Consider the following 23,424-nt stretch of genomic DNA (forward strand, 5'->3'; position numbering starts at 1 on the left):
CTTACTGTTAAGAATCAATCCCTTCACTATTTTCCTGATTGTTTTCAATTTCACTATCGTTTTCAACTTCAGCCTCTTCCTCTATAGTTACTCTTGCAACAGAAGCAATCCTGTCGTCATTTTTCAAATTTATCACCCTCACTCCCTGCGTTGCCCTTCCTAAAACAGAAATAGAGCTTACAGCCAACCGTATGGTTAATCCATGTTGCGTAATGATCATCAAATCGTTATCGTTTGACACACTTTTAATTGTAATTAAATCACCGGTTTTTTCAGTAATATTTATTGTTTTAACACCTTTTCCTCCACGATTCGTGATTCTGTAATCATCAATTTTAGAACGTTTTCCATATCCGTTTTCCGAAATAACAAGGATATCTTCATTGCCATTATTTACACAAACCATGCCAATCACCTCGTCGTTCGGATTCCCGAGCGTAATACCTCTTACTCCAGAAGCCGTTCTTCCAATAGCACGGACAATACTTTCATTAAAACGGATAGCTTTACCCGAACGTACTGCAAGCATTATTTCACTTTCTCCGTTAGTAAGACGGGCTTCAAGCAACTGGTCGCCGTCTTTAATAGTAATGGCATTAACACCGTTTTGTCTTGGGCGGGAGTATGCTTCGAGCGTTGTTTTCTTAATTATCCCCTTTTTCGTTGCCAGAATTATATAATTATTATTAATAAACTCTGAATCAGCTAAAGTTTTAACTTTTATGAAAGTCAATACTTTATCATCGGGTTCAATATTTAGTATATTTTGGATTGCACGTCCTTTTGAAGATCGGGTTCCTTCGGGAATTTGATACACTTTAAGCCAGTAGCATTTTCCTTTTTCGGTAAAAAGCAACAAGGTATTATGCATTGATGCAATAAAAATGTGTTCAAGGAAATCTTCATCGCGTGTAGAGCCTCCCTTGGAGCCAACTCCTCCCCTTCCCTGTGTCCGGAATTCAGTTAACGGTGTACGTTTAATATATCCCAGGTGCGAAATGGTAATAACCATATCATCGTCTGCATAAAAATCTTCGGGATTGAACTCTTCGGCATTTGGAACTACTTCTGTGCGTCTTTCATCTCCGTATTTCTTTTTTATTTCAAGCAATTCTTCTTTGATAATATCCATACGCAGCGATTTATCAGCAAGAATTTGTTTGAGATGTTCGATTTGCTTCATGATATCTTCATATTCCGCACGGAGCTTATCCTGTTCCAGACCCGTTAATTGTCTCAATCGCATATCAACAATTGCACGTGCCTGAATTTCAGTTAACTCAAACTTCTCCATTAATCTTTCCCTTGCTTCGTCGGGTGTTGCTGAAGACCGGATGATGGCGATAACTTCATCAATATTGTCACTGGCAATAATTAATCCCTGCAAAATATGCGCACGTTTTTCAGCTTGGTCCAGTTCATACTGTGTGCGTCTGACAACAATCTCGTGGCGATGCTCCACAAAATGAAAAATTAAGTCTTTTATGTTTAGCATCTTTGGCCGGCCATTTACCAAGGCAATGTTGTTTACATTAAACGATGTTTGTAATTGTGTGTATTTATACAATTTATTTAATACCACATTACTCATCGCGTCGCGCTTGATATCATAAACAACGCGCATACCTTCTCTGCCGGACTCATCATTAACATTTGAAATCCCCTCTATTTTCTTTTCGTTCACCAAATCAGCTGTTTTCTGAATCATCTCAGCGCGGTTAACAAGATATGGAATTTCTGTAACGATTATCTTTTCGCGGCCGTTTTCATTTTCAATATGTGCTTTCCCGCGGATTACAATCCGACCTCTTCCGGTTTCATACGATTCTTTTACTCCCTGATAGCCGTAAATTATTCCACCTGTTGGAAAATCTGGTGCCTTAATAATTTCGATTATTTCGTCAATTGTAATTTCATTGTTTTCTATAAATGCAATTGTAGCATCAATCGTATCTGAAAGATTATGAGGCGGCATGTTTGTTGCCATCCCAACAGCAATTCCTGATGCACCATTAACAATAAGTTGCGGAATCCGGGTAGGTAAAACAGTAGGTTCATTTAACGATTCATCAAAGTTAGGTTGAAAGTCCACTGTATTTTTATCCAAATCAGCCAATGTTTCTTCAGCAATTCTCGCCATTCTTGCTTCGGTATAACGCATCGCTGCCGGACTGTCACCATCAACAGAACCAAAGTTTCCCTGGCCATCAATCAGGGGATATCTCAGCGACCAGTGCTGAGCCATACGTACCATTGTAAAATATACAGAAGAATCACCATGAGGGTGATATTTCCCAAGAACTTCTCCAACAATTCTGGCAGATTTTTTATATGGACGATTGGAAAGTATTCCCAAATCATTCATTCCGTATAATACTCTTCGATGAACCGGTTTAAATCCATCCCTCACATCGGGTAACGCTCTTGAAACAATAACCGACATTGAATAATCAATATAGGCAGACTTCATCTGCTCTTCTATGTTTATTCTGATAATCTTTTCACCTTCAATCATTTATATCTCCTTTCAAAATAAATTACCAATAATTTAAAAGCCCCACAAAAATAGTAAAAATCCACGGTATTCAGGCGTTTTTACTGCTGTTTTGGTGGATAGTAACAAGAAGATATCAACAATTTAACTGTCAATAATTCAGCATTTCAATATTAGATTTAATAACTTATGACATTATCGCTAACTTTGCGGTTGAATTTTCAGTATTTTAGTAAATCAACATTTGGGAACAATTGTTGTTGATTAAATAAAAAATGATATTTGTATGGATTCACAATTTTCACCAAGGATTAAAGATATAATTGGATACAGCAGAGAAGAAGCCATTCGCTTGGGAAACGATTATATTGGGCAGGAGCACTTGTTTCTTGGAATTTTAAGAGACGGAGAAGGCACGGCAACTGATATTTTAGTGAATTTGGGCGTTGATTTGGGAGAGATAAAACAACTAATTGAGAAAAAAATACGGTCTGATAAAGAAATTAATCAGAAAGCAGATTTGGTTATGCTGAAATCGGCCGAAAAATCATTAAAACTCATTTATTTGGAGGCGCGCTCATTTAAAAGCACAACGGCTAACAGCGGGCACTTACTACTCGCCATTTTAAAAGATAGTGAGAATATTGTTACCCAATTGCTGGTTGAGTTTGGTATCAATTATTACATCGTAAAATCACAGTTGCAGGACTACAAAGGGCCGATTGCAAAATCGGATTTTCCTGAAAGTGATGATGATGATGCAAATGAGCCATTTTCAAAAGGTCCCGGAGGTTCCGGCGCAAAAAAGAGTACAACCTCAAAATCGGAAACACCTGTTTTAGATAATTTTGGTATTGATATTACCAAACTGGCGGAAGAAAACAATCTTGACCCAATTGTCGGGCGTGAAAGAGAAATTGAGCGTCTGGCCCAGATTCTGAGCCGGAGAAAAAAGAATAACCCTATTCTTATCGGAGAACCAGGTGTAGGAAAATCTGCAATTGCAGAGGGATTGGCATTGCGTATTATAAGTAAAAAAGTTTCACGAATACTATTTGATAAAAGAGTAGTGAGTTTGGATATCGCTTCAATTGTTGCGGGAACAAAATACAGGGGACAGTTTGAGGAAAGAATGAAAGCGATTTTAAACGAATTGACAAAAGTAAACAACGTAATTCTTTTTATCGATGAAATTCATACGATAGTAGGAGCCGGCGGTGCAACAGGTTCTCTTGATGCTGCCAATATGCTAAAACCGGCACTGGCACGCGGCGATATCCAATGTATTGGGGCAACAACGCTCGATGAGTACCGTCAACACATTGAAAAAGACGGTGCACTTGAACGCCGTTTCCAAAAAGTAATGGTTGAACCTACGTCGATGGAGGAAACCATCGAGATATTGAATAACATAAAAGGCAGATATGAAGATCACCACAATGTAAATTACACAGAGGAAGCATTGGATGCCTGTGTAAAACTTACTGCACGTTATATTTCCGACAGATATTTGCCCGACAAAGCCATTGATGCATTGGATGAAGCAGGCTCAAGGGTACATATTTCAAATATCAATGTTCCGGATAATATTCTGAAGCTGGAAGAAAAGATAGAAAAGATAAAAGAAGACAAAATATTGGCTGTAAAAAGTCAGAATTTTGAATTGGCTGCTGACTTTAGAGATAAAGAAAAGAATTTCCTTCAGTTGCTTGAAAATGAAAAAGTAGCGTGGGAAAAAGAATTGGCAACACACCGCGAAACAGTTGACGAACACAAAGTTGCTGAAGTAGTTGCAATGATGTCGGGTGTTCCTGTTCAACGAATTGCACAGGCGGAAGGCAAACGGCTAATGAACATGGAAGCCGATTTGAAAAACAGAGTTATCGGACAGGATGAAGCGATTCAAAAAATTGTTCGGGCTATTCAGCGAAACAGGGCTGGATTAAAAGATCCAAACCGCCCCATCGGTTCATTTATCTTTTTGGGACCAACTGGCGTAGGAAAAACGCAGTTGGCAAAGGTACTAACTACCTATCTGTTCGACAGTATCGACTCACTGATTCGGATTGACATGAGTGAATATATGGAGAAGTTTTCTGTATCCAGGATTGTTGGAGCGCCTCCGGGATACGTTGGGTACGAAGAAGGTGGTCAGCTAACTGAAAAAGTAAGAAGAAAACCTTATTCTGTTGTATTACTCGATGAAATTGAAAAAGCACATCCCGATGTATTTCATCTTTTACTTCAATTGCTTGATGAAGGAAGATTAACAGACAGCTTAGGAAGAAGTGTTGATTTCAGAAATACAATTATTATAATGACTTCGAATATTGGTACAAGACAACTCAAAGACTTTGGCCGCGGGGTTGGTTTTTCCACAAACCAATCTGCTGAAAAAGACAATGAAAATGCGAAGTATATTATTCAGAAGGCATTAAAAAAGGCATTCGCGCCTGAATTTTTAAATCGAATAGATGATGTGATAATGTTCAACACCTTGGATAAGAAGCACATTCATAAAATTATCGATATTGAAATTAAAGATTTGTATAAACGTGTTGAATCGTTAAATTATAAATTAAAAATTTCTCCTGCTGCCAAAGACTTTATTGCAGAAAAGGGATTTGATCCTCAATTTGGAGCGCGACCATTAAAAAGAGCAATCCAGAAATATCTGGAAGATGAAATGGCGGAGATTATTATTAAGGCATCAATTACAGAAGGAGATACAATTTCTGTTGGTTTTGATAAAAAAAACGAGAAATTGCTGATGCGAATTTTATCAAACAAGAAGGAACTAAGTAAATAATATAAAGGCCTGATTCTTCAGGTCTTTTTTTATTGCCTTTTTTATCGGAAACGGACAATACTTCAATTCTTTTTACCCAGGTCAAGTCGAAGTCCCTAAAACAATGTGGTTGACAATTCACAATATATTTTTTGCGCGTGAACTTTTGTTCCTATTAAAACATTATAATCAAGAGAACATGTTGTTAAATCAATCAAAATGAAGAAATTTGCGATCGAATTTAAATGGGGAATCATTTTTACCGTAGTTTCTTTACTCTGGATAGTTTTTGAAAGACTTTTAGGATGGCACAGTAGCCATATCGACAAACACGCCGTTTACACCAACTTTTTTGCGCTTCCTGCCATTTTGGTTTTTGTTTTTGCCTTGCTTGATAAACGAAAACATTTTTACAACAACAAAATGACCTGGATGCAGGGTTTTATTGCCGGATTGGTAGTTTCTATTTTTGTTGCTGTTTTAAGTCCTATGGCACAATTCATTACCATTGAATGGATTACACCGGATTTTTTCACAAATGCACGTGAATATGTAATTAGTGTCGGCAAAATGAGTGCTGAACAAGCTGCGGAATATTTCAATCTTACAAATTATATGATGCAAAGTGCATTCGGAGCTATTTTAATGGGGGCAATCACTTCAGCTATTGTGGCCTTGTTTGTGCGAAAAAAATAAACTGATGCCTTATGAAATACTATAAAACTGTTGATGAATATATTCTTAACACAGAGAATCGAAAAGAGATTCTGATAATTCTTCGCGAAATCTTAAAAGGAACCGAGCTGAAAGAAACGATAAAATGGGGCTCTCCTGTTTACACTTTTAACGGCAAAAACGTAGTTGGAATTGGGGCCTTTAAATCCTATGCAGGCATTTGGTTTTTTCAGGGAGCATTGTTAAAAAATGAAGAAGGTGTTTTGGTCAATGCGCAGGAAGGAACCACAAAGGCACTGAGACAGTGGAGATTCTCTGACGTGAATGAAATTGATGAAAAACTGGTTTTAAAATATGTAAATGAAGCTATTGAAAATCAGAAAAAAGGTAAAGAAATAAAAGCTGACAGAAAAAAAACTCTTGTTATTCCTGATGAGTTAAAAGAAGCATTTTTGAAAAACAAAGAACTGGAAATAGCTTTTAACGAATTTACAACAGGTAAGAAGCGGGAGTTTGCTGATTATATCTCACAGGCAAAACAAGAGGCAACCCGCTTAAAAAGAGTCGAAAAGATAAGACCTTTAATTCTCAAGAATATTGGACTAAATGACAAATACAGAAAATAATTTTGTTTAACTTGCGAGTAAAAAAATCTAAACAAATTTGATTTTGATTCTGTTTATTATCAAAATAAACGTCGATGAATCAAAATATAAAAATCGTTGCTCATTCCGGTATTTACACACTTCTTGCGGAACAAATACTAAACGTTTCTATTCAGGAAGCCTGGGAATTCTTTTCATCCCCAAAGAACTTATCAAAAATAACACCACCTCAAATGGGATTTTATATCACTTCTGAAGAATTGAAACAAATGTTTGCGGGGCAAATTATCACCTATCAAATCAGAGTTTTTCCTTTTTTGAAAACAAATTGGGTTACAGAAATAACACAAGTAAAAGAACAATCTTATTTTGTTGATGAACAACGTTTTGGCCCTTACAAAATGTGGCACCATGAGCATCATTTTTCTGAAACAGAAGAAGGTGTAAAAATGATTGACCGGGTTACGTATAAAATTCCATTTGGATTTATTGGAAAAATTGCTCATTGCATTTTTATCAAAAGGAAACTAGAAGATATTTTTAGCTACAGAGCAAAAGTTCTGGACAGAAAATTTACTGTTATGAATTTTAAATGAATTTTTGCTTAAGTTTTAACATTCGCAAATAAACCCTATTTTCACAAGAAAAAAGAGATATGAAGCTAAAGTTATTGGTGTTTTTTACTTTTTTATCCATTGGTTATAATACGAAATCACAGGTGAATTCTTTACTCAATTTTGATAAACACAAGGCAGAGTATTTATATCATTTTGCCTACGAGTGTATTGACAACGAATATCCCAACAAGCTTGGCCAGGTTTTAGGTAACGACAGTTACCTCGCTCCTCCCCGGGAGCTTCATCCGGCTTTTTATGGTTGTTTCGACTGGCACTCATCGGTTCATGGACACTGGACTTTAGTAACTATTTTGAATCGGTTCCCTGATTTTGAGTATCGGGATGAAATATTAAAAAAACTTCAAAAAAATATTACCAAAGAAAATATTTTAACAGAGGTAGCTTATTTTGATGACGAGCACAATAAAGATTATGAAAGGACTTATGGCTGGGCCTGGCTCTTAAAACTCGACGAAGCTATTCTTGAATGGGACAATCCGGAGGCAAAAGAACTGCACGAAAACCTGTTTCCTCTGGTGCGTTTGATATCTGGAAAATTTTCTGATTTTCTCGATAAATTGATTTATCCGATTCGAATTGGAGAACACAGCAACATCGCTTTCGGAATGTCATTTGCTTATGATTATGCAAAAAAATACGACCCTGAGCTGGCTTTAAAAATTGAAGAAAAAGCCAGAGAATATTATATGGAGGACTGTGAATGCCCGCTTACATGGGAACCAGGCGGTTTCGATTTCCTTTCACCTTGTTTACAGGAAGCTTTCTTGATGGAAAAAATTTTATCAAAAGTTGAATTTGAAAAATGGTTAACAGATTTTCTTCCCGGTTTTGAAAAAAATCCGGAAAAATACCTTGAAGTAGCTGTTGTAACCGATCGCAGCGACGGTAAACTGGCACATCTCGATGGACTAAATTTCAGCCGTGCCTGGTGTTTATTCGAAATCGGACATGCCTTAAATAATCAAAAAATGATTGACCTTGGCGAAAAACATTTCAATTACAGTTATGAAAAAATGGATTCCGGAGAATATGCAGGAGCTCATTGGCTGGCTTCTTTTGCAAGCTATGCACTTATCAAATACTCATTATAGAACATTTATCTCGATATTTGTTATTTGAAAATTTAAATTTTAATTCTGATGGATTTACAAGTTGAAGGAAAAATTTTTATGGTTGCCGCTTCCAGTAAAGGTTTAGGATTTGGAATTGCCAAGGAACTAGCTCTAAACGGAGCAGTTGTTTGTATTGCCAGCAGAACAAAAACTGATATTGAAAAAGCTGCTGAAAAACTCAGAACTGAGACCAGTGGAACCATTTACTCTTCGGTTGCCGATGTTTCGAACGCCCAATCGATTAAAAGTTGGGTTTCTGAAATAACAACAGCCTTTCAGAGGATTGATGGTTTAGTTGTTAACGCTGGTGGCCCTCCTCCTGGTAAGTTTGATGATTTTGAAGACAAAGACTGGGAGGCAGCATTTAATTTAACGCTAATGAGCACTGTTCGGCTAATCAGGGGTGTCCTCCCTGTGATGAGAAGCAATGGAGGTGGTTCGATAGTAACCATCACTTCGCTGTCAGTAAAAGAGCCCATTAACCAACTTTTGCTATCCAATGTTTTTCGATCGGGAGTTACAAGTTTGGTAAAAAGTTTGTCAAACGAAATGGCTTCTGAAAACATCAGGATAAATAACCTTTTCCCCGGAAGAATTGATACGGATCGGGTAAAATCTCTGGATAAAAATCTGGCTGAAAAAGAAGGAACATCCGCAGATGTGATAAAATCAACATTTGAAAAAACAATTCCTTTGGGCCGTTACGGAACCATTGAAGAATTTGGAAAAGCCGGTGCATTTTTACTTTCGCCTGCTGCTTCGTATATTACTGGCGCAAGTTTAGCTGTAGATGGAGGGATTATAAAAACTGTTTGGTAAAATGAAAATTAACCTCACCCTACTTTTTTTAGTATTCGTTTATTTTGCAGCCGCTCAAAATCATCAAAAGCGGTTTGAAAGCATTGACGTTCAGCACTATGATTTTGAAATTCACCTTAATGACACAAGCGACCGAATTGAAGGGAAAGCCAATATCCTTGTTAAATTCTTGAAACCTTCTGAAAGTCTGCAACTAGATTTAATTGGCTTAAACTACTCAACATCCACAGGAATGAAAGTTAGGAATGTAGTGTTTGATGGTAAGCCGGTGAATTTTTTTCACAAAAATGATCAATTACAAATTATCTTTAACCGTAAAATTGGCAGCGAAGAAACAGTTAATCTTGGTGTAATTTACTCAGGTGTTCCAGCCGACGGTTTAATAATTTCGGAAAACAAATTTGGCGATCGTACATTTTTTGGTGATAACTGGCCTAATCGGGCGAGGTACTGGCTTCCCACAGTTGATCATCCTTCAGATAAAGCGACACTCGATTTTTTCGTCTTTGCACCTGAACACTACAAAGTGGTGTCAAACGGGCAATTGGAAAATGAGATAGATCTGGGAAACGGAATAAAATTCACCAACTGGAAAGAAAAAATCCCTATTTCCACCAAATTAATGGTTATTGGTGTCGCTCCTTTTATAGAAGCTGATTTGGGAAGATACAGAAATACAAGAGTCAGTTGCTGGGTATTTCCCCGGAATGCCGAAGAAGGAATTTCAGACTTTGCATATGGAGTGAGACCACTCTCCTACTTTTCTCAAACTATTGGGCCATACTCATACGAAAAACTCGCACATGTACAGTCAAAGACAAAATATGGCGGAATGGAAAATGCAAGCTGTATTTTTTATGCAGAACGTGCAATTTCCGGCAAGCAAAAGATAGAAAGCCTTATTGCTCACGAAACGGCTCACCAGTGGTTTGGAAATTCAGTAACTGAACAAAACTGGCACCATCTTTGGCTGAGCGAAGGATTCGCCACTTATCTAACCCATCGGTACGAAAAATACTATTATGGCAACCAGGTTTTTAAAGACGGATTAATTGATGACCGGAAACAAGTAATAGAGTACGCGCATAAAAAGAGGGCTCCCGTTATTGATACAACTGTTACTGATTATTTGGAGCTGTTAAATGCAAATTCCTATCAGAAAGCAAGTTGGTTTTTACATATGTTGCGGAATAAAATTGGGGACAAAGTGTTTACGCAAACGCTTAAAGAGTATTATCTGAGCTTTCGGAATTCCACTGCATTAACCGACGATTTTAAAGATATTGCAGAAAAGAATTCAAAACAGGATCTTGATGCTTTCTTTCACCAATGGCTTTGGCAACCCGGACTTCCGGTTTTAAAATGGCAATGGAAACAAAAATCAAACGGTGAAATAAGGATTAAAATAACTCAGGTTCAAAAAAAATTCCTGTTCAACTTTCCGCTTGAAATAAAACTTCTACTGCAAAATGGAGAAAAAAGTCAGGTCAAAACACTGGAAATTTCTGAAAGAAAAACAAGTATTTCTTTTGTGCTGAAAGGAAAAGTAAAAGATATACAACTGGATCCGGATGTAAAATTGCTTTTTGAATTAAATAAGTAACCATCCAAAACCCCATAACTCCTGTTTGTGTCTATTGAAGATTTGATGTGTTTTCATAAATTTAAACAAAAATTGAAGTGGAGAAAACCATTCTTTCTATTGATTGTGGAACACAAAGTCTGCGTGCAATAATTTTTTCCTTGAAAGGAGAAGTACTTGCGATACAAAAAATCCCTTTTGAGCCATATACAAGCCCCAAGGCAGGCTGGGCTGAACAAGATCCTGAAATATACTGGCATACATTGAAAGTGGCATGTAACAAACTAAAAAGAGAAAGCGCCCACCATTTTTCGAGTATAGTTGGAGTTGGAGTTACGGCACTCCGCGACTCAATGGTAAACGTAAATAAAAATGGAGAACCACTTCGTCCGCTTATGATTTGGCTTGACCAAAGAAAAGCAAAACCTGTTTTCAGGCCAGAATGGGGCTTAAAAATATTGATAAAAACAATGGGGCTTGAAGACACACTAACAAAGGCCCAGCGTGAAGGAAAATGCAACTGGATTCGGCAAAATCAACCTGCAATATGGGAAAATACTTACAAATATTTGCAGGTATCGGGATTTCTTCATTATCGGCTAACCGGCGAATTCAAAGACTCGGTAGCCTCACAAATCGGGCATATTCCTTTTGATTATAAAAAACAAAAATGGGGAAATCCTAAAAATTTGCTGGCATTTAGCACAAAGCTTTACCCTGTTGAAAAAGAAAAGCTCCCGGAACTGGTACAACCTGGCGAAATCATCGGGGGTATTGACAAAAAAGCAAGTGAAGAAACCGGTCTCCCAGAAAACTTGCCTCTGGTGGCCTGTGGTTCCGATAAAGGGTGTGAAACGTTGGGGATGGGTGTTGTCAACACCAAACTGGGGAGTTTAAGCTTTGGCACAACGGCAACTATTCAAACTACTTCAGAGAGATATATTGAGCCGATAAAATTTATGCCTGCATACCCGGCAACAATTCCGGGGCTTTTTAATCCTGAAGTGGAAATTTTCCGCGGTTTCTGGATGATTACATGGTTTAAGAATGAATTTGCGCAAAAGGAGGTTGAGCAGGCAAAGAAAAAAGGAATCTCAGAAGAAGAAGCATTAAATAAATTGTTAAGTCAGTCACCACCTGGTTCTATGGGCCTTGTGGTTCAACCATACTGGAGCCCGGGTTTATCTGAACCTGCTGCTAAAGGAGCAATAATTGGTTTTGGAGATGTACATAAAAAACCTCATGTTTACCGCGCTGTAATAGAGGGACTGGCATTCGCATTAAAAGAAGGAAAGGAGAAAATTGAAAGAGTTTCAGGGCAAAAAATGGAAAAACTCGCGGTTTCTGGCGGCGCCTCTCAAAGCAATGAAATTTGTCAGATCGCTGCTGATATTTTTGATCTGCCGATTATACGAGGACAAACATCAGAAACATCCGGTTTGGGAGCGGCTATTATTACAGCCTGGGCAACGGGAAATTATATTTCGTTGGAGGAAGCAACCAAAAACATGGTGAAATATAAAGATGAATTTCAACCCAATACAATACATGTTGATTTTTACCGCAAGCTTTACAAAAAAGTATACAAAAAAATGTACAGGAAACTGGAACCTCTATACAATGAAATCAGAGAAATAACAGGATATCCCGAATAAACAGCTTTGGGTTTATTCCAAGCGCAGAAAAACAGAAAAATAGAAATTCCTGGGATCTCCCGGGTAGTAGTAACGTGCTAAGTTACCACCAAATGCAGGCGCGTTGACAGCGAGCATAGCCGGATAATTTAAATCAAAAATATTCTGAACTCCTCCTTTTAACTCAACCAGAATATTTTTTAATCTCCCTGCATATTTAATTTCTGCATTTGTAATTCCGTACGGATTGGTGAAATCGGAATTGGCATCGTTCACCGCCATCTCTCCGGTGTGACGATACCAAATATGCAATTTGAAATTTCTGGTCGGACTAAATACAGAATTTATCATCCATATATTTTTAGCTGTTCCGGGCAGCATTTTTCCGGAATAGTCAACATTGTTATCGATAAAATTGGTAAAATGATAATTTACAAAAGTGGCATTGCCGCCCAAATTTAAATTCGGATAGTTTCCGGCCGGCAAAACCGACCATTTTGCTTCTGCCTCCAGGCCCGGATGCAATGATTCTCCTGCGTTTACGCCAATATAAGCATCTTCTCCGGTGCGTCGGGCTACAAGCAGATTGTTAACATAAATACGGTAGTAGCTTAAGGAAGCCTGCAACTGATCGGAAAACAATGTCCGGAAACCAACTTCATAATTCCATCCATTTTCTGGCTTTATATCCGGATTAATTTCACCCTCCGGAAGCAATGTCTCCTCAAAGGAGGGAGTTGAAAATCCGTTGCTTACGTTACCAAAAAATGACAGTCGGGGCATAAGTAAAATATTAAATCCGAGACGCGGAGACAGAACTGGTTTATATGAATGCTTGCCGGATTGGTCGCCATTTTCGATAAAATGGTCGGCATAATCAAACCGTGTTAGATTGCCGTTAATTCCTGCTGATATATATAACCGTTCCCAAAAACCGGATTCCATCTGAAAAAAAAGGTTTTCATAGGAACGTTTTTCCTGATTGTCGGATAAAAAAGCATTTGAATTTTCATTTGATAATGTTGACCAATTATAATTCTCTCTGAAAAATTCAAGTCCGGAAGTAAAAGTAATACTTGAATGTTCTCCTGAAATATTCTTCTGAATATAACCTCTCCATCCCAGATAATGTGATTGTTCATCAAGGGTATTAAACGGCCTCAATTCGTCAGCATCTCTATAGCTCCCAAAAGTAGCAAACGATATTTTTTCATCCCGCCTGGTATACACATTCAACGATATGCCAAATTGACCCGAAACATAATCCTCATAACCTTTCACATTCTTCCAATTTGAAGCTGCTTGTTCCGGGTGATTTTCAAATGTGGATAAATCGAGTGAACTTGGAATAAATGCTTTCATTTTTGTTGCCTTCAATAAAACCTGAAGATTGACATTGGTTGAAAAAGAATACTGCGAATGCAACAAGAGGTTTGTTCGCTTTGTGTTGTTGTTTTCACGAAAACCATTGCTTTTCAAATAGGAACCCAAAGCGAAAATACTCGTTTTGTTTTGAATTACTCCGGCGGAAAGTGTATTTTTTATTGTACTAAAAGATGCCAGGGTAGTCTGGATTTCAGCAAAATCTCTGGCAACTGTTTTGGGATGAAAAAGAATTACTCCTCCTAAACCCGCTCCGAATAAGCTTGATGAAGGCCCTTTGATAATTTCAACTCGTTTGATGGAAGAATTTTCAAGATCTTCCAAGGTGGTTTCTCCGTCTCCTGAAGTCAATGGGATCTCACCAAAATAGGCCTTTATTTTGTTGGTTGCATAAGGTGTTCGCGAACCGATGCCGCGAATCGTTAAACGGTTTGTATTTAATGTGCCGTGGTGCATTAAAATTCCCGGAACCTGGTTTAACGCTTCAACGGGAGAAAAAGCGCTTCCTGTTTCCAACTGTACGGAAGAAATTAAATGAACCGGAGCTGGTGTATTTAATAAATTGTATGGAGTACGAAATGCCGTTACGGTTACCTCGTCAATTTTTCCTGACAGTTCAGTACTGTCCTGTTTAACCTGTGCGTTTTTGTTTTGAGCGTTTACCTGGTGTGTGAAAAAAAAATAAAGAAGAAGGGTCGACAAAAATAAGTTGGTATAATTAATTATTCTTAGCATTTGTTTTGTCGCGTTTTATTTTCATCTGTTTTGAAATATAAGTATATGGGATATTTTCAAAAGTAGCTATTTCATTTCGTTTTTTTACTCAAACGAAACTATACTATTTATGTTTACTTTTTTCAAAATAAAAATGCGCTTTATTGGATTAGAGTTTGTTTTGAAAAACAAAAGAAGATTAAACAGACTGTATTTACACTTTTACACCTGATACGATAAGCCGAAGTCGATATCAAAATAGTTCAGGAATTTCTTCATCAGCAACTAGTATTGAATGATAAAAAGAGTTATATCGTCGTTTTGCTTTCGCTCTCCCCTGTAATCTTCAACTTCTTTTTCTATTTCTTTGACCAGTTCGCTTGGCGTTGTTGAACTAGCTTCCATGACAATTTTTTTTAATCCCTCCAATCCCAGTTGTGCATTCTTTTCGTTAAATTGTTCGGTTATACCATCGCTATACAAAATAATTTTGTCGCCTTTGCTTATTTGAATTTTTCGGTCAGTATATTCTTTATCCGGATAAAGTCCGAGGGGTAAACCATGAGAATGATTCAATTCAATAATTTGTCCATCTTGTTTTACAATTAACGTGGTAGTGTGTGCCGCATTACTGTAATTTAACTGTCCCGTTTTAACATTTAAAACGCCTACAAAAAGAGTAAGAAAGAATTGATGCTGATTATTTGTATAAATTTCACCACTCGCCTTTTTTATTATATTCTTTGCTCTTTTAACAGTTGTACTACTTTTAATTATGGTTTGTGCGATACTCATAAAAATAGCAGCGGGAACTCCTTTTCCTGAAACATCACCAATCGTAAAAATCATATTTTCATCATCAATAAAAAAGTAATCAAACAAATCGCCACTTACAATTCCTGCCGGTTTGTAAAGAGCAAATAATTCAATGTTATGTTTTTTCGCGAAAGATGAGTAATCTGTTTTTATTAGACTTTGTTGTATTTCTGAAGCTTGTTCCAAATCCTGCATTTGTCTGGCGCTTCTCTTTTTTTCCTGCGACTGTGAAATCCGGTAGTTATCATACCAGTTCTTCAAGTAATCAAGACTTTCAGAAATTAATTTTACTTCATTTAAAGTGTTTATCGTTGTTTGTCCTGAAAGATTGCTAAATCTTTTAAGTTGTGTTGTCACTGTACTTAATGGTTCTACCAATTTGCCTGTAATAAAAGTTATTATGAAATATATAACCAGAATTCCAATTACCGAGAAAAAAAGCAACTGCAACAGCATAACATACAAAGGTTGAAACAGCTCATTATAAGGCAAAACAAAAACCAATAGCCAGCCGGTTTCTTTAACAGTAGTATAATAAATCCAGGTTTTCTGGTAGTCCAACAAGTCTGAAAAAGCGGTAGTAATCCCGGTTAATTGGTTTGAAAGTATTTGTTTCACATCAACCTCCTCTTTATCATAAACCCTGTCGGAAAGCGTATACAAATTTCGATTTAAAATCCATTCCTTGTTTGGATGGGTAATATAGTCCCCGTCTTCCGAGACTAAAAAAGCATAGCTATTTTCAATATTTCCTATTTCAGTTGCATTTATCAAGTTGTTTAATTCCTGAAGTGATAATTCACAAATTACTTCGCCTCTTCTTTTGAGAATATCATTTTTATCATTGGCCTCAATTGGAGATACATAAGATACAATAACAACATCATTTTCCGGGCAACGGAATGGTTTTGTCCAACCTGGCTTTTTCTGCTTAATTACCTGTTGCACTGACTCTTCCTCAAACGCGCAATGGTAAAAAGGCTTATTTCCTTTTCTGAATGTAATACTGTCATTTTCCCGAACAGAAACAAAATTATGATAATTTTGATTTGGCACGGTAGAATCTATATTTATATGGATGGCATTGATAAAAGGATACTTGGCAATTATTTTTTTTATAAAAAGATCCACATCGTCATGTAAGCCATAATATAATATTTGCTCAGAAATATTACCGGCTATCTCGCGTGTGGAGACAACTTGTTTTTGAACCTGCATAATTATTTTTGAACTTTCAACGATGGCCTGGCTTTCAATGTTTTCTTTTAACAGTTGCTTGTCAAAAACATACGAAACAGCTATAAAAGCTATAAAAACAATAATTACTGCAAGCGACACAAATATACTTAGTCTGTATGAAATTGATTTATTAATCATTCTCACTACAATTTACCGCTTTTTACAATTTAAGGAATATTTTTCAAAATAACACTTAATCCCAAAAGTTTAACCATTCACGTGTTCCTTTATACCGGCACGAAAGTGTAGCAATTTCGGAGGCTTTTTTCAATGCCTTTTCAAAGTTGTTATATTGAACAAAATAATAGCAGAAAGCTCCGTGAAGAAAATCGCCTGCACCAAGGGTATCAATCACTTGATTACCTTCTACCGGTATTTTTTCATAAGTATTATTATTGTAAAAGAGTATCGGTTTTTCACCTCTTGAAATTGCAAAATATTTTACATTTTTTTCTTTCAGATAAGAAAGTACCTGTTGATTATTATTTGTAAATTGTGGATAAAAATTATTTGAACAAATGGCTACATCTGCATAATACAGAAGTTCGTCATACTGAGGTTTCCAACTCCCACAGTCAAGAACCACCGGGATATTTTTTGTTTTTGCAATTTTTGCACATTCTATACCAATCTCAGGATAAAATCCATCAAGCATCACTATATCAGGACGTTCTGATTCAATTATATATTCTGCTGTTATTTTGGGACAAATTGTCTCAGGATGATGGGTGAAAATGTTACGTTCTCCATTTTTTAACGAACTCACAACCGATGCAAGGATGGGGCTAAACTCCTCCCCTTCTATTAAATCAGTCAGGATTACATTTGTCTTATGGAAATCGTTTTTTACAAAATCAGAAAAAGAATGATTCCCAACGGCTGAAATCAGGCTTGCATTGCCACTCAGTTTAGCAAAAATAACGGCCGCATTTGTTGCCGGGCCACCAACCAAAATATCGGGAGGCTGAGATTTTAATTTAACATTTGACACAGGGAACTCTTCGACAAAGTACTGAATATCAATAGTTGTTACCCCAATAAAAAGTCCCCTGCTCTTAGTCATAAACCGGAATTCCTGTTATTTTTTATAATTAAAAAAAACGAAATCATCATAATAAATATCCTGCACAATTTTTTTTGTCTCAGGTGTAAAGTATTCTTCCCACGATTTATGTTTTGATGCATTGGTAATTTTCAATTTATAGTTCCCAAGATTCATCATTTTACAAAATTCATCAAAATCTTTTTGAAGATTTTCCATGCGCAAAACTGTTTCCACTTCGGGATCTCCCTCTTTGTTATAAATCCAAAAGACTTGTGGTAAAAAATGAAGCTGTTTCTTAGAAGCTGTTTCCAGTCCATTTTTTACAAAATCGTCAAAATCTTTGTATCTGGCAACAAACTTTTCACGATCGACCAAATCACCTTTATGAGTGGTTTTTTCCATCAGATAATAATAGGACGAAACCAAACGATCATAAGGATTACGGGAAATACAAAATGCGTGAATTTTTTGTTTACCCCTGTGGGCTGCCAGCAACCTTTTATTTCTTCGCCTGATGTTATGTGTAACTACTTTTATGCCTTCTTTGCGACATAATGGACGAATACTGTTGCCGGCATTTTTGGGTATGTGTACAAAAAATATTTTTCTTTTTGAAGAAAACAGCATGTTAAGTATTCATTGCACCACAAACCTGGATAACCTGTCCGCTGACATAGGAAGATAAATCAGAAGCAAGGAACGTTGCAACTCCTGCTACCTCTTCGGGTGTACCACCTCGTTTTAACGGAATTGACGCTTCCCACGCTTTTCTGGCATCTTCCGGAATTTTGCCGGTCATTTCAGTAATGATAAATCCGGGTGCGATTGCGTTTGAACGAATCCCCCGAGATCCCAATTCGCGGGCTACTGACTTGGTAAAACCAATAATTCCGGCTTTTGAAGCAGAGTAGTTGGCTTGTCCGGCATTTCCACTTACACCAACTACCGAACTTAAATTAATAATTGAGCCCGATCGTTGTTTTAACATCGTGCGCTGGGCTGCTTTTGTAAAATTAAATACCGATTTAAGATTTATATTAATTACAGCATCCCATTGATCTTCAGTCATACGCATCAAAAGTGTATCCTTGGTGATACCTGCATTGTTTACCAAAGCATCAATCCTTCCAAAGTCTTTTACAATTTCGCTCACAACTTTATCAGTTTCCTCAAACTTACTGGCATCCGAAGCATATCCTTTAGCCTGTACACAGAGTGCTTTTAGTTCTTCCTCGGTAGCTTTCATATTTTCGTCTTCAAACAAATCGGTAAAAGCAACATTACATCCTTCCTGTGCAAATTTTATTGCTATTGCCTTCCCAATTCCGCGTGAAGCGCCGGTAATTATCGCTGTTTTTCCTTCAAGTAACTTCATGATTTTTAATTTTAGTTGCGCAAATATAATTGTTCTTTGCTTTTATTAAAAAGTTGAACACTTCAAATCCTTTAAATACGAGTTGAAATCGTTGTGGCATATTTAACGTTCAAACCAATAGTTGAAATATTCAAAATAATTCTTTCTCAAGCAGTGCCATAATTTCTCCTGCTTTCCCTGGCAAATGAATATCGGTAACCTGCTCGGTAAACAATGATTCTTCCGGATTAATTTCAATAATAATGGCGCCGTTTTGTTTAGCCGTTCTGGGAACATACGAGGCGGGAACTACTTCTCCTGTTGAGCCGATTATGATACAAACTCCAGCTTTTTCAGCATCGGCAAACGAATTCGAATAAGCATCTTGAGGAATTCCTTCTCCAAAGAAAATAAAATCGGGTTTTAAAATTTGATTATCACTTTTACAACGTGGCGGAATATTTTTAAGATCATATTCACTGGCATCATAAATTTTTCCACATTTTAAACATTTTAGCTTTTTTGAGTTTCCATGAAATTCGTGCACTGTTTTGTTTCCGGCGTCGAAGTGAAGATTATCGATATTCTGAGTAATTACTGAATTTAACAATCCTTTCCGTTCCATTCGGGCAAGAACTTCGTGTGCCTTGTTTGGTTTTGCATAGGCAAAAAAGTCGTAAAAAATTTCACGAATATGTACCCAACATTCTTCTTCGTTGTTTAAATAATACCCCAAATCCAGAACCTCAGGATTGTATTTATTCCACAAACCGTGTTCCCCTCTAAAAGGAGGTACACCGCTTTCTACTGAAATGCCGGCGCCTGTAAATGCAATCGTAAATTTCGACTCTTTTATTATTTCTGCTGATTCTTTAATAAGAAGATTCATTTTAAATCTGTTTTTTCCTGTTTAAAACTAATCAAAATAATGATTTATCTTTGCGGAAAGATTTTGAAAATGATAGATCAATCAACGATATGCGCTATTTCAAGCTCGCCCGGAACAGGAGCTATTGCGGTAATTCGCCTTTCAGGAAGTGAGGCGATAAGTATTACAGATAAAGTTTTTCAGAGTCCGAAAAAAGGCAAAAAACTGGTTGAGCAAAATCCAAATACGCTGCATTTTGGACAAATTGTATTTAAAGATGAAGTAGTTGACGAAGTTGTTGTTTGCCTGTTTCTTGAACCGCATTCTTTCACCGGCGAGAATATTGTTGAAATTTCCTGTCATGGCTCCACATTTATTCAACAAAAAATACTCGAAGTCTTGGTTGAAAATGGTGCCCGGCTGGCACTGCCCGGCGAATTTACACAACGTGCTTTTTTGAATGGCAAAATGGATTTATCGCAGGCCGAAGCGGTGGCCGATGTAATTGCATCATCAAATGCTGCATCTCATAAACTGGCTTTAAACCAGATGCGGGGTGGTTTTTCCAGGGAAATCAATGATCTGCGGAGTCAGCTTTTGCATTTTACGGCTATGGTTGAACTGGAACTGGATTTTAGTGAAGAGGATGTGGAATTTGCCGACCGAACAGAACTAAAAAATCTGACAGAAAGAATAGAAAAGTTACTGCGAAAACTTAAAAACTCATTTCAACTGGGAAATGCCATAAAAAACGGAATTCCCGTGGCCATTATAGGAGAAACAAACGTTGGTAAATCAACGTTACTGAATGCGCTTCTAAATGAAGATAAGGCTATCGTTTCTGATATTCACGGAACCACACGCGACGTAATTGAAGATGTGGTAAATATTCACGGCACAGCATTTCGTTTTTTTGACACGGCCGGAATCAGGGAAACAGAAGACCAGATTGAAAACCTTGGAATAGAACGCACCTACAGTAAACTGGAACAGGCTACAGCTGTTTTGCTGGTGGTGGATACAAACAACCCCTACCCGATAGTTTTTGGGCGAATCAACAAAATCAGAGAGCGGGTTACCAACGGACAAACGTTAATAATTGTCGCAAATAAAATTGATACCGGGCAACGGGAAACCATACAGGAATTGGAGCTGCTGGATTTAACAGACGATGAAAAAATGGTTTTTATTGCGGCAAAAAATAAGGACAACCTCGATGAGTTGATTGATTTGATGATTCATTCCGTCAATATAGAAGCCGCCAGTCAGGAAGACATAATTGTAACCAACGCGCGCCACTACGAAATACTAAAGAATGCGCACGAAGCAATTCTTCGCGTTCTTCAGGGACTGGAGAACGGAATTACCGGTGATTTTCTTGCTCAGGATATTCGGGAGTGTTTGCACTACTTAGGTGAAATTACCGGTGAGATATCTACCCACGAAGTACTTGGCCATATTTTTAAGAATTTTTGTATCGGAAAGTGATAAAGGAAAATAAAAGAAACTAAATGACAATATATGAGATATTTACAATAAATATCACAAATCAAAATTTCCTATTATTTACTTTTTATATCTAATTTTTTGCTATATTTTTACAACTCAAAGCACTAAAGTTGTAAAAAAATGAAAATAAAGCTACGACAAAGAAATTTAAAGGATGGAAGAATAAGCTTATTCCTTGAATATTACAAAGGTTACACTAAAGACAAGGATGGAAAGATAAAACACAACCGGGAGTTTGAAAACCTGGAGATTTATCTAACCGATACCCAAAAAAACCAAAAACAAAAACAACAGAATAAGGAAAAGCTAATTCTTGCAGATAAAATTTTAACTCAGAGAAAAGCAGAATACAACGCCGGAAAGTTTGGCTTTCAAAATACTTCAAAAATCAATATAAACTTTATTGAGTATTTCAATAATATGACCGAAGAAAGGTTTGAAAGCACCGGAAATTATGACAATTGGAGAAGCACATACAACCATTTGGTTAAATACTTTGGAGAAAACATCACATTTAAAAATTTTGATGGGGAGAAATTAAAATCATTCAAAAGTTATTTGGATTCCACTGCGACAACTCCGCAAGGTAAACCGCTCTCAGCAAATACTAAACAATCCTACTTTTCAAAAGTTAAAGCGGCACTAAACCAAGCATTCAAAGAACGTATTATTTATGAAAATCCGGGAGATTTAGTTAAGGGGTTCCCAAAGACAGAAGTAGAGAGACCATATCTCACTCAAAGTGAAGTGCAAAAATTAGCTTTGGCAGAATGCAGGATTCCTGTTTTAAAAAAAGCCTTTCTATTTGCTTGTTTGACAGGACTCAGGTACTCAGATATAGAAAAACTTCTTTGGAAGGAAGTCCGAGAAAATGAGGATGAATTGAGGATAGTTTTCACACAAAAGAAAACCGATGGACTTGAATATTTATACATAAGTAAAAATGCCAGGGAGATTTTAGGTGAAAGAAAAGCACCTGATGATACGGTGTTTGATGGACTAAAATATTCTGCGCAAACTTCTAATATTTTAATGAAATGGGCTTATAAAGCTGGTGTACACAAAGAATTTACATTTCATTCGAGCCGACACACGAATGCAATTCTTATGCTTGAAAATGGAGCAGACATCTACACAGTTTCCAAAAGGCTTGGTCACAAAGAACTAAGAACAACCGAAATTTATGCTAAAATTGTTGACAAAAAGCAAAAAGAAGCTGCCAATATTATACCCCAGATAAATATGTCGTTATGAGTAAGCCTGTTATAAACATCATCTTTATTGTAGCATTTACATATCCAGCATTGAGGTTCATTTACAAATATTTAATTCTATTACTGTTTTCTGTGATTAAACGAGAAAAATTTGAATGGAATAAAGAAATTGATAAACCCCGAATTCTATTTTACCTGGCTTTTTCTTTTTTAGCTGGGCTTTTGTGGTACATATTAGTTTTTCAAACTATACAACCTCTTGGCAAATTGCAATTTCTTTCAGATATTATACAAAGTATCTTTATTATAGGAGCGATACGCATAAGTCTGATTTTAAATGAAACATGGACAAAGCGATTTGATGAGATATCAATCATTAGAGAAATTAAAAGTTTAGTTTCAACTCAATTACGTTGTATTATTAGAGATGACAACAAAATAAAACAGTTGCATCATGCCCTAAACGATAACTATATAAATTGTACTTTCCCGTCGTTCTATGCTTTTATAAAACAAAAGCATTTAGGAAAGCTTCCCAAAATAATTTGGATTGATTTTTTTAGGAATAAGGCCAACAGGCAAACGCTTATAGAACTGGTTACAAATTTATTTCCCGGCCTTTATAAAAAAGACGGTTCGTTAGATAGAATAACATTAGAAAACTTAATTCATGATTATTTCTGCGAAGAAGATGGCTCTCCCATTATTCTGGGAAAAAAGCCTATCGATAAATTCATAGAAAAGACAACTGAACCAAAAGAGAAAATAAAGACACTTATAAAAAGCTTTATATCAACAAAATAAAATCCATCCCCCATCCTAATACCCATTACGTCCCCTTTCTCCCCGTTGCTATATATTTTGCTATTCTTTTCCTTTGATTCCAGATATCTAAAAAAGGAAAACGAAAGCTTTCGTTCATTATTCACTAAAAA

Annotated in this window: 18 protein-coding genes; 11 read left to right on the top strand and 7 right to left on the bottom strand. The window is 36.7% G+C overall.

What is annotated here, in order from left to right:
• Positions 1-7: 7 nt before the first annotated feature.
• A complete protein-coding gene (gyrA, locus tag K5G00_RS11375; RefSeq protein WP_238766282.1) occupies positions 8-2,515 on the bottom strand; it encodes a DNA gyrase subunit A in 2,508 nt (835 codons plus the stop codon).
• Between the two features lie 265 nt (positions 2,516-2,780).
• On the opposite strand from gyrA, the gene K5G00_RS11380 reads away from it, so the two are divergent.
• The 8 genes from K5G00_RS11380 to K5G00_RS30035 all read left to right on the top strand — a co-directional run bounded on the left by K5G00_RS11380 (position 2,781) and on the right by K5G00_RS30035 (position 12,368).
• Positions 2,781-5,303 carry an ATP-dependent Clp protease ATP-binding subunit gene (locus K5G00_RS11380; RefSeq protein WP_238766283.1) on the top strand — a complete coding sequence of 841 codons (2,523 nt, stop codon included), beginning with the start codon at positions 2,781-2,783 and terminating at the stop codon, positions 5,301-5,303.
• A 198-nt stretch (positions 5,304-5,501) separates the two neighbouring features.
• A complete protein-coding gene (locus K5G00_RS11385) occupies positions 5,502-5,978 on the top strand; it encodes a DUF4199 domain-containing protein (RefSeq protein ID WP_238766284.1) in 477 nt (158 codons plus the stop codon).
• 11 nt (positions 5,979-5,989) lie between these two features.
• The gene (locus K5G00_RS11390; protein ID WP_238766285.1) at positions 5,990-6,583 is read left to right on the top strand and encodes a YdeI/OmpD-associated family protein; all 594 of its coding nucleotides are present in this window, start codon (positions 5,990-5,992) and stop codon (positions 6,581-6,583) included.
• Between the two features lie 74 nt (positions 6,584-6,657).
• Positions 6,658-7,158, top strand: a complete 501-nt coding sequence (locus K5G00_RS11395) for an SRPBCC family protein (RefSeq protein WP_238766286.1) — start codon at positions 6,658-6,660, stop codon at positions 7,156-7,158.
• A gap of 59 nt (positions 7,159-7,217) precedes the next feature.
• Complete coding sequence (locus K5G00_RS11400) at positions 7,218-8,291, top strand: DUF2891 domain-containing protein (protein WP_238766287.1); 1,074 nt, start codon at positions 7,218-7,220, stop codon at positions 8,289-8,291.
• Positions 8,292-8,339: 48 nt separating this feature from the next.
• Complete coding sequence (locus tag K5G00_RS11405; RefSeq protein ID WP_238766288.1) at positions 8,340-9,131, top strand: SDR family oxidoreductase; 792 nt, start codon at positions 8,340-8,342, stop codon at positions 9,129-9,131.
• A 1-nt stretch (position 9,132) separates the two neighbouring features.
• Entirely contained in the window at positions 9,133-10,734 is a 1,602-nt protein-coding gene (locus K5G00_RS11410) for a M1 family metallopeptidase (protein ID WP_238766289.1), read from the top strand.
• A 77-nt stretch (positions 10,735-10,811) separates the two neighbouring features.
• Positions 10,812-12,368, top strand: a complete 1,557-nt coding sequence (locus K5G00_RS30035) for an FGGY-family carbohydrate kinase (RefSeq protein ID WP_238766290.1) — start codon at positions 10,812-10,814, stop codon at positions 12,366-12,368.
• 12 nt (positions 12,369-12,380) lie between these two features.
• On the opposite strand, the gene K5G00_RS11420 is transcribed toward K5G00_RS30035, so the two are convergent.
• The 6 genes from K5G00_RS11420 to K5G00_RS11445 all read right to left on the bottom strand — a co-directional run bounded on the left by K5G00_RS11420 (position 12,381) and on the right by K5G00_RS11445 (position 19,787).
• A complete protein-coding gene (locus K5G00_RS11420; RefSeq protein ID WP_238766291.1) occupies positions 12,381-14,465 on the bottom strand; it encodes a TonB-dependent receptor in 2,085 nt (694 codons plus the stop codon).
• Between the two features lie 264 nt (positions 14,466-14,729).
• Entirely contained in the window at positions 14,730-16,637 is a 1,908-nt protein-coding gene (locus tag K5G00_RS11425; RefSeq protein ID WP_238766292.1) for a SpoIIE family protein phosphatase, read from the bottom strand.
• A 55-nt stretch (positions 16,638-16,692) separates the two neighbouring features.
• The gene (locus K5G00_RS11430) at positions 16,693-17,562 is read right to left on the bottom strand and encodes a PfkB family carbohydrate kinase (protein ID WP_238766293.1); all 870 of its coding nucleotides are present in this window, start codon (positions 17,560-17,562) and stop codon (positions 16,693-16,695) included.
• 15 nt (positions 17,563-17,577) lie between these two features.
• Positions 17,578-18,171: a sulfotransferase family 2 domain-containing protein gene (locus K5G00_RS11435; protein WP_238766294.1), complete on the bottom strand. Its 594-nt coding sequence runs from the start codon at positions 18,169-18,171 to the stop codon at positions 17,578-17,580.
• Between the two features lies 1 nt (position 18,172).
• Complete coding sequence (fabG, locus tag K5G00_RS11440) at positions 18,173-18,919, bottom strand: 3-oxoacyl-[acyl-carrier-protein] reductase (RefSeq protein ID WP_238766295.1); 747 nt, start codon at positions 18,917-18,919, stop codon at positions 18,173-18,175.
• Between the two features lie 130 nt (positions 18,920-19,049).
• Positions 19,050-19,787: a Sir2 family NAD-dependent protein deacetylase gene (locus K5G00_RS11445; RefSeq protein WP_238766296.1), complete on the bottom strand. Its 738-nt coding sequence runs from the start codon at positions 19,785-19,787 to the stop codon at positions 19,050-19,052.
• Positions 19,788-19,856: 69 nt separating this feature from the next.
• Between K5G00_RS11445 and mnmE the strand changes: the two genes are divergently transcribed.
• The 3 genes from mnmE to K5G00_RS11460 all read left to right on the top strand — a co-directional run bounded on the left by mnmE (position 19,857) and on the right by K5G00_RS11460 (position 23,293).
• The gene (gene mnmE, locus K5G00_RS11450; RefSeq protein WP_238766297.1) at positions 19,857-21,254 is read left to right on the top strand and encodes a tRNA uridine-5-carboxymethylaminomethyl(34) synthesis GTPase MnmE; all 1,398 of its coding nucleotides are present in this window, start codon (positions 19,857-19,859) and stop codon (positions 21,252-21,254) included.
• Positions 21,255-21,395: 141 nt separating this feature from the next.
• Positions 21,396-22,529 (top strand): tyrosine-type recombinase/integrase, encoded by a 1,134-nt coding sequence (locus K5G00_RS11455; protein WP_238766298.1) that lies wholly within the window; start codon positions 21,396-21,398, stop codon positions 22,527-22,529.
• Entirely contained in the window at positions 22,526-23,293 is a 768-nt protein-coding gene (locus tag K5G00_RS11460; protein ID WP_238766299.1) for a hypothetical protein, read from the top strand. Before K5G00_RS11455 ends, K5G00_RS11460 begins: the two co-directional genes overlap by 4 nt.
• The last annotated feature ends 131 nt before the right edge of the window (positions 23,294-23,424 follow it).

The organism is Maribellus maritimus (assembly GCF_022267315.1).
GTDB lineage: Bacteria > Bacteroidota > Bacteroidia > Bacteroidales > Prolixibacteraceae > Draconibacterium > Draconibacterium maritimum.

Coding starts and splice junctions, on each gene's coding strand:
- K5G00_RS11420 (WP_238766291.1), bottom strand. CDS start 14,465: ATGCTAAGAATAATTAATTATACCAACTTATTTTTGTCGACCCTTCTT.
- K5G00_RS11435 (WP_238766294.1), bottom strand. CDS start 18,171: ATGCTGTTTTCTTCAAAAAGAAAAATATTTTTTGTACACATACCCAAA.
- fabG (WP_238766295.1), bottom strand. CDS start 18,919: ATGAAGTTACTTGAAGGAAAAACAGCGATAATTACCGGCGCTTCACGC.
- K5G00_RS11390 (WP_238766285.1), top strand. CDS start 5,990: ATGAAATACTATAAAACTGTTGATGAATATATTCTTAACACAGAGAAT.
- K5G00_RS11460 (WP_238766299.1), top strand. CDS start 22,526: ATGAGTAAGCCTGTTATAAACATCATCTTTATTGTAGCATTTACATAT.
- K5G00_RS11380 (WP_238766283.1), top strand. CDS start 2,781: ATGGATTCACAATTTTCACCAAGGATTAAAGATATAATTGGATACAGC.
- K5G00_RS11410 (WP_238766289.1), top strand. CDS start 9,133: ATGAAAATTAACCTCACCCTACTTTTTTTAGTATTCGTTTATTTTGCA.
- K5G00_RS11400 (WP_238766287.1), top strand. CDS start 7,218: ATGAAGCTAAAGTTATTGGTGTTTTTTACTTTTTTATCCATTGGTTAT.
- K5G00_RS11385 (WP_238766284.1), top strand. CDS start 5,502: ATGAAGAAATTTGCGATCGAATTTAAATGGGGAATCATTTTTACCGTA.
- gyrA (WP_238766282.1), bottom strand. CDS start 2,515: ATGATTGAAGGTGAAAAGATTATCAGAATAAACATAGAAGAGCAGATG.
- K5G00_RS11445 (WP_238766296.1), bottom strand. CDS start 19,787: ATGAATCTTCTTATTAAAGAATCAGCAGAAATAATAAAAGAGTCGAAA.
- mnmE (WP_238766297.1), top strand. CDS start 19,857: ATGATAGATCAATCAACGATATGCGCTATTTCAAGCTCGCCCGGAACA.
- K5G00_RS11425 (WP_238766292.1), bottom strand. CDS start 16,637: ATGATTAATAAATCAATTTCATACAGACTAAGTATATTTGTGTCGCTT.
- K5G00_RS11395 (WP_238766286.1), top strand. CDS start 6,658: ATGAATCAAAATATAAAAATCGTTGCTCATTCCGGTATTTACACACTT.
- K5G00_RS11405 (WP_238766288.1), top strand. CDS start 8,340: ATGGATTTACAAGTTGAAGGAAAAATTTTTATGGTTGCCGCTTCCAGT.
- K5G00_RS11430 (WP_238766293.1), bottom strand. CDS start 17,562: ATGACTAAGAGCAGGGGACTTTTTATTGGGGTAACAACTATTGATATT.
- K5G00_RS11455 (WP_238766298.1), top strand. CDS start 21,396: ATGAAAATAAAGCTACGACAAAGAAATTTAAAGGATGGAAGAATAAGC.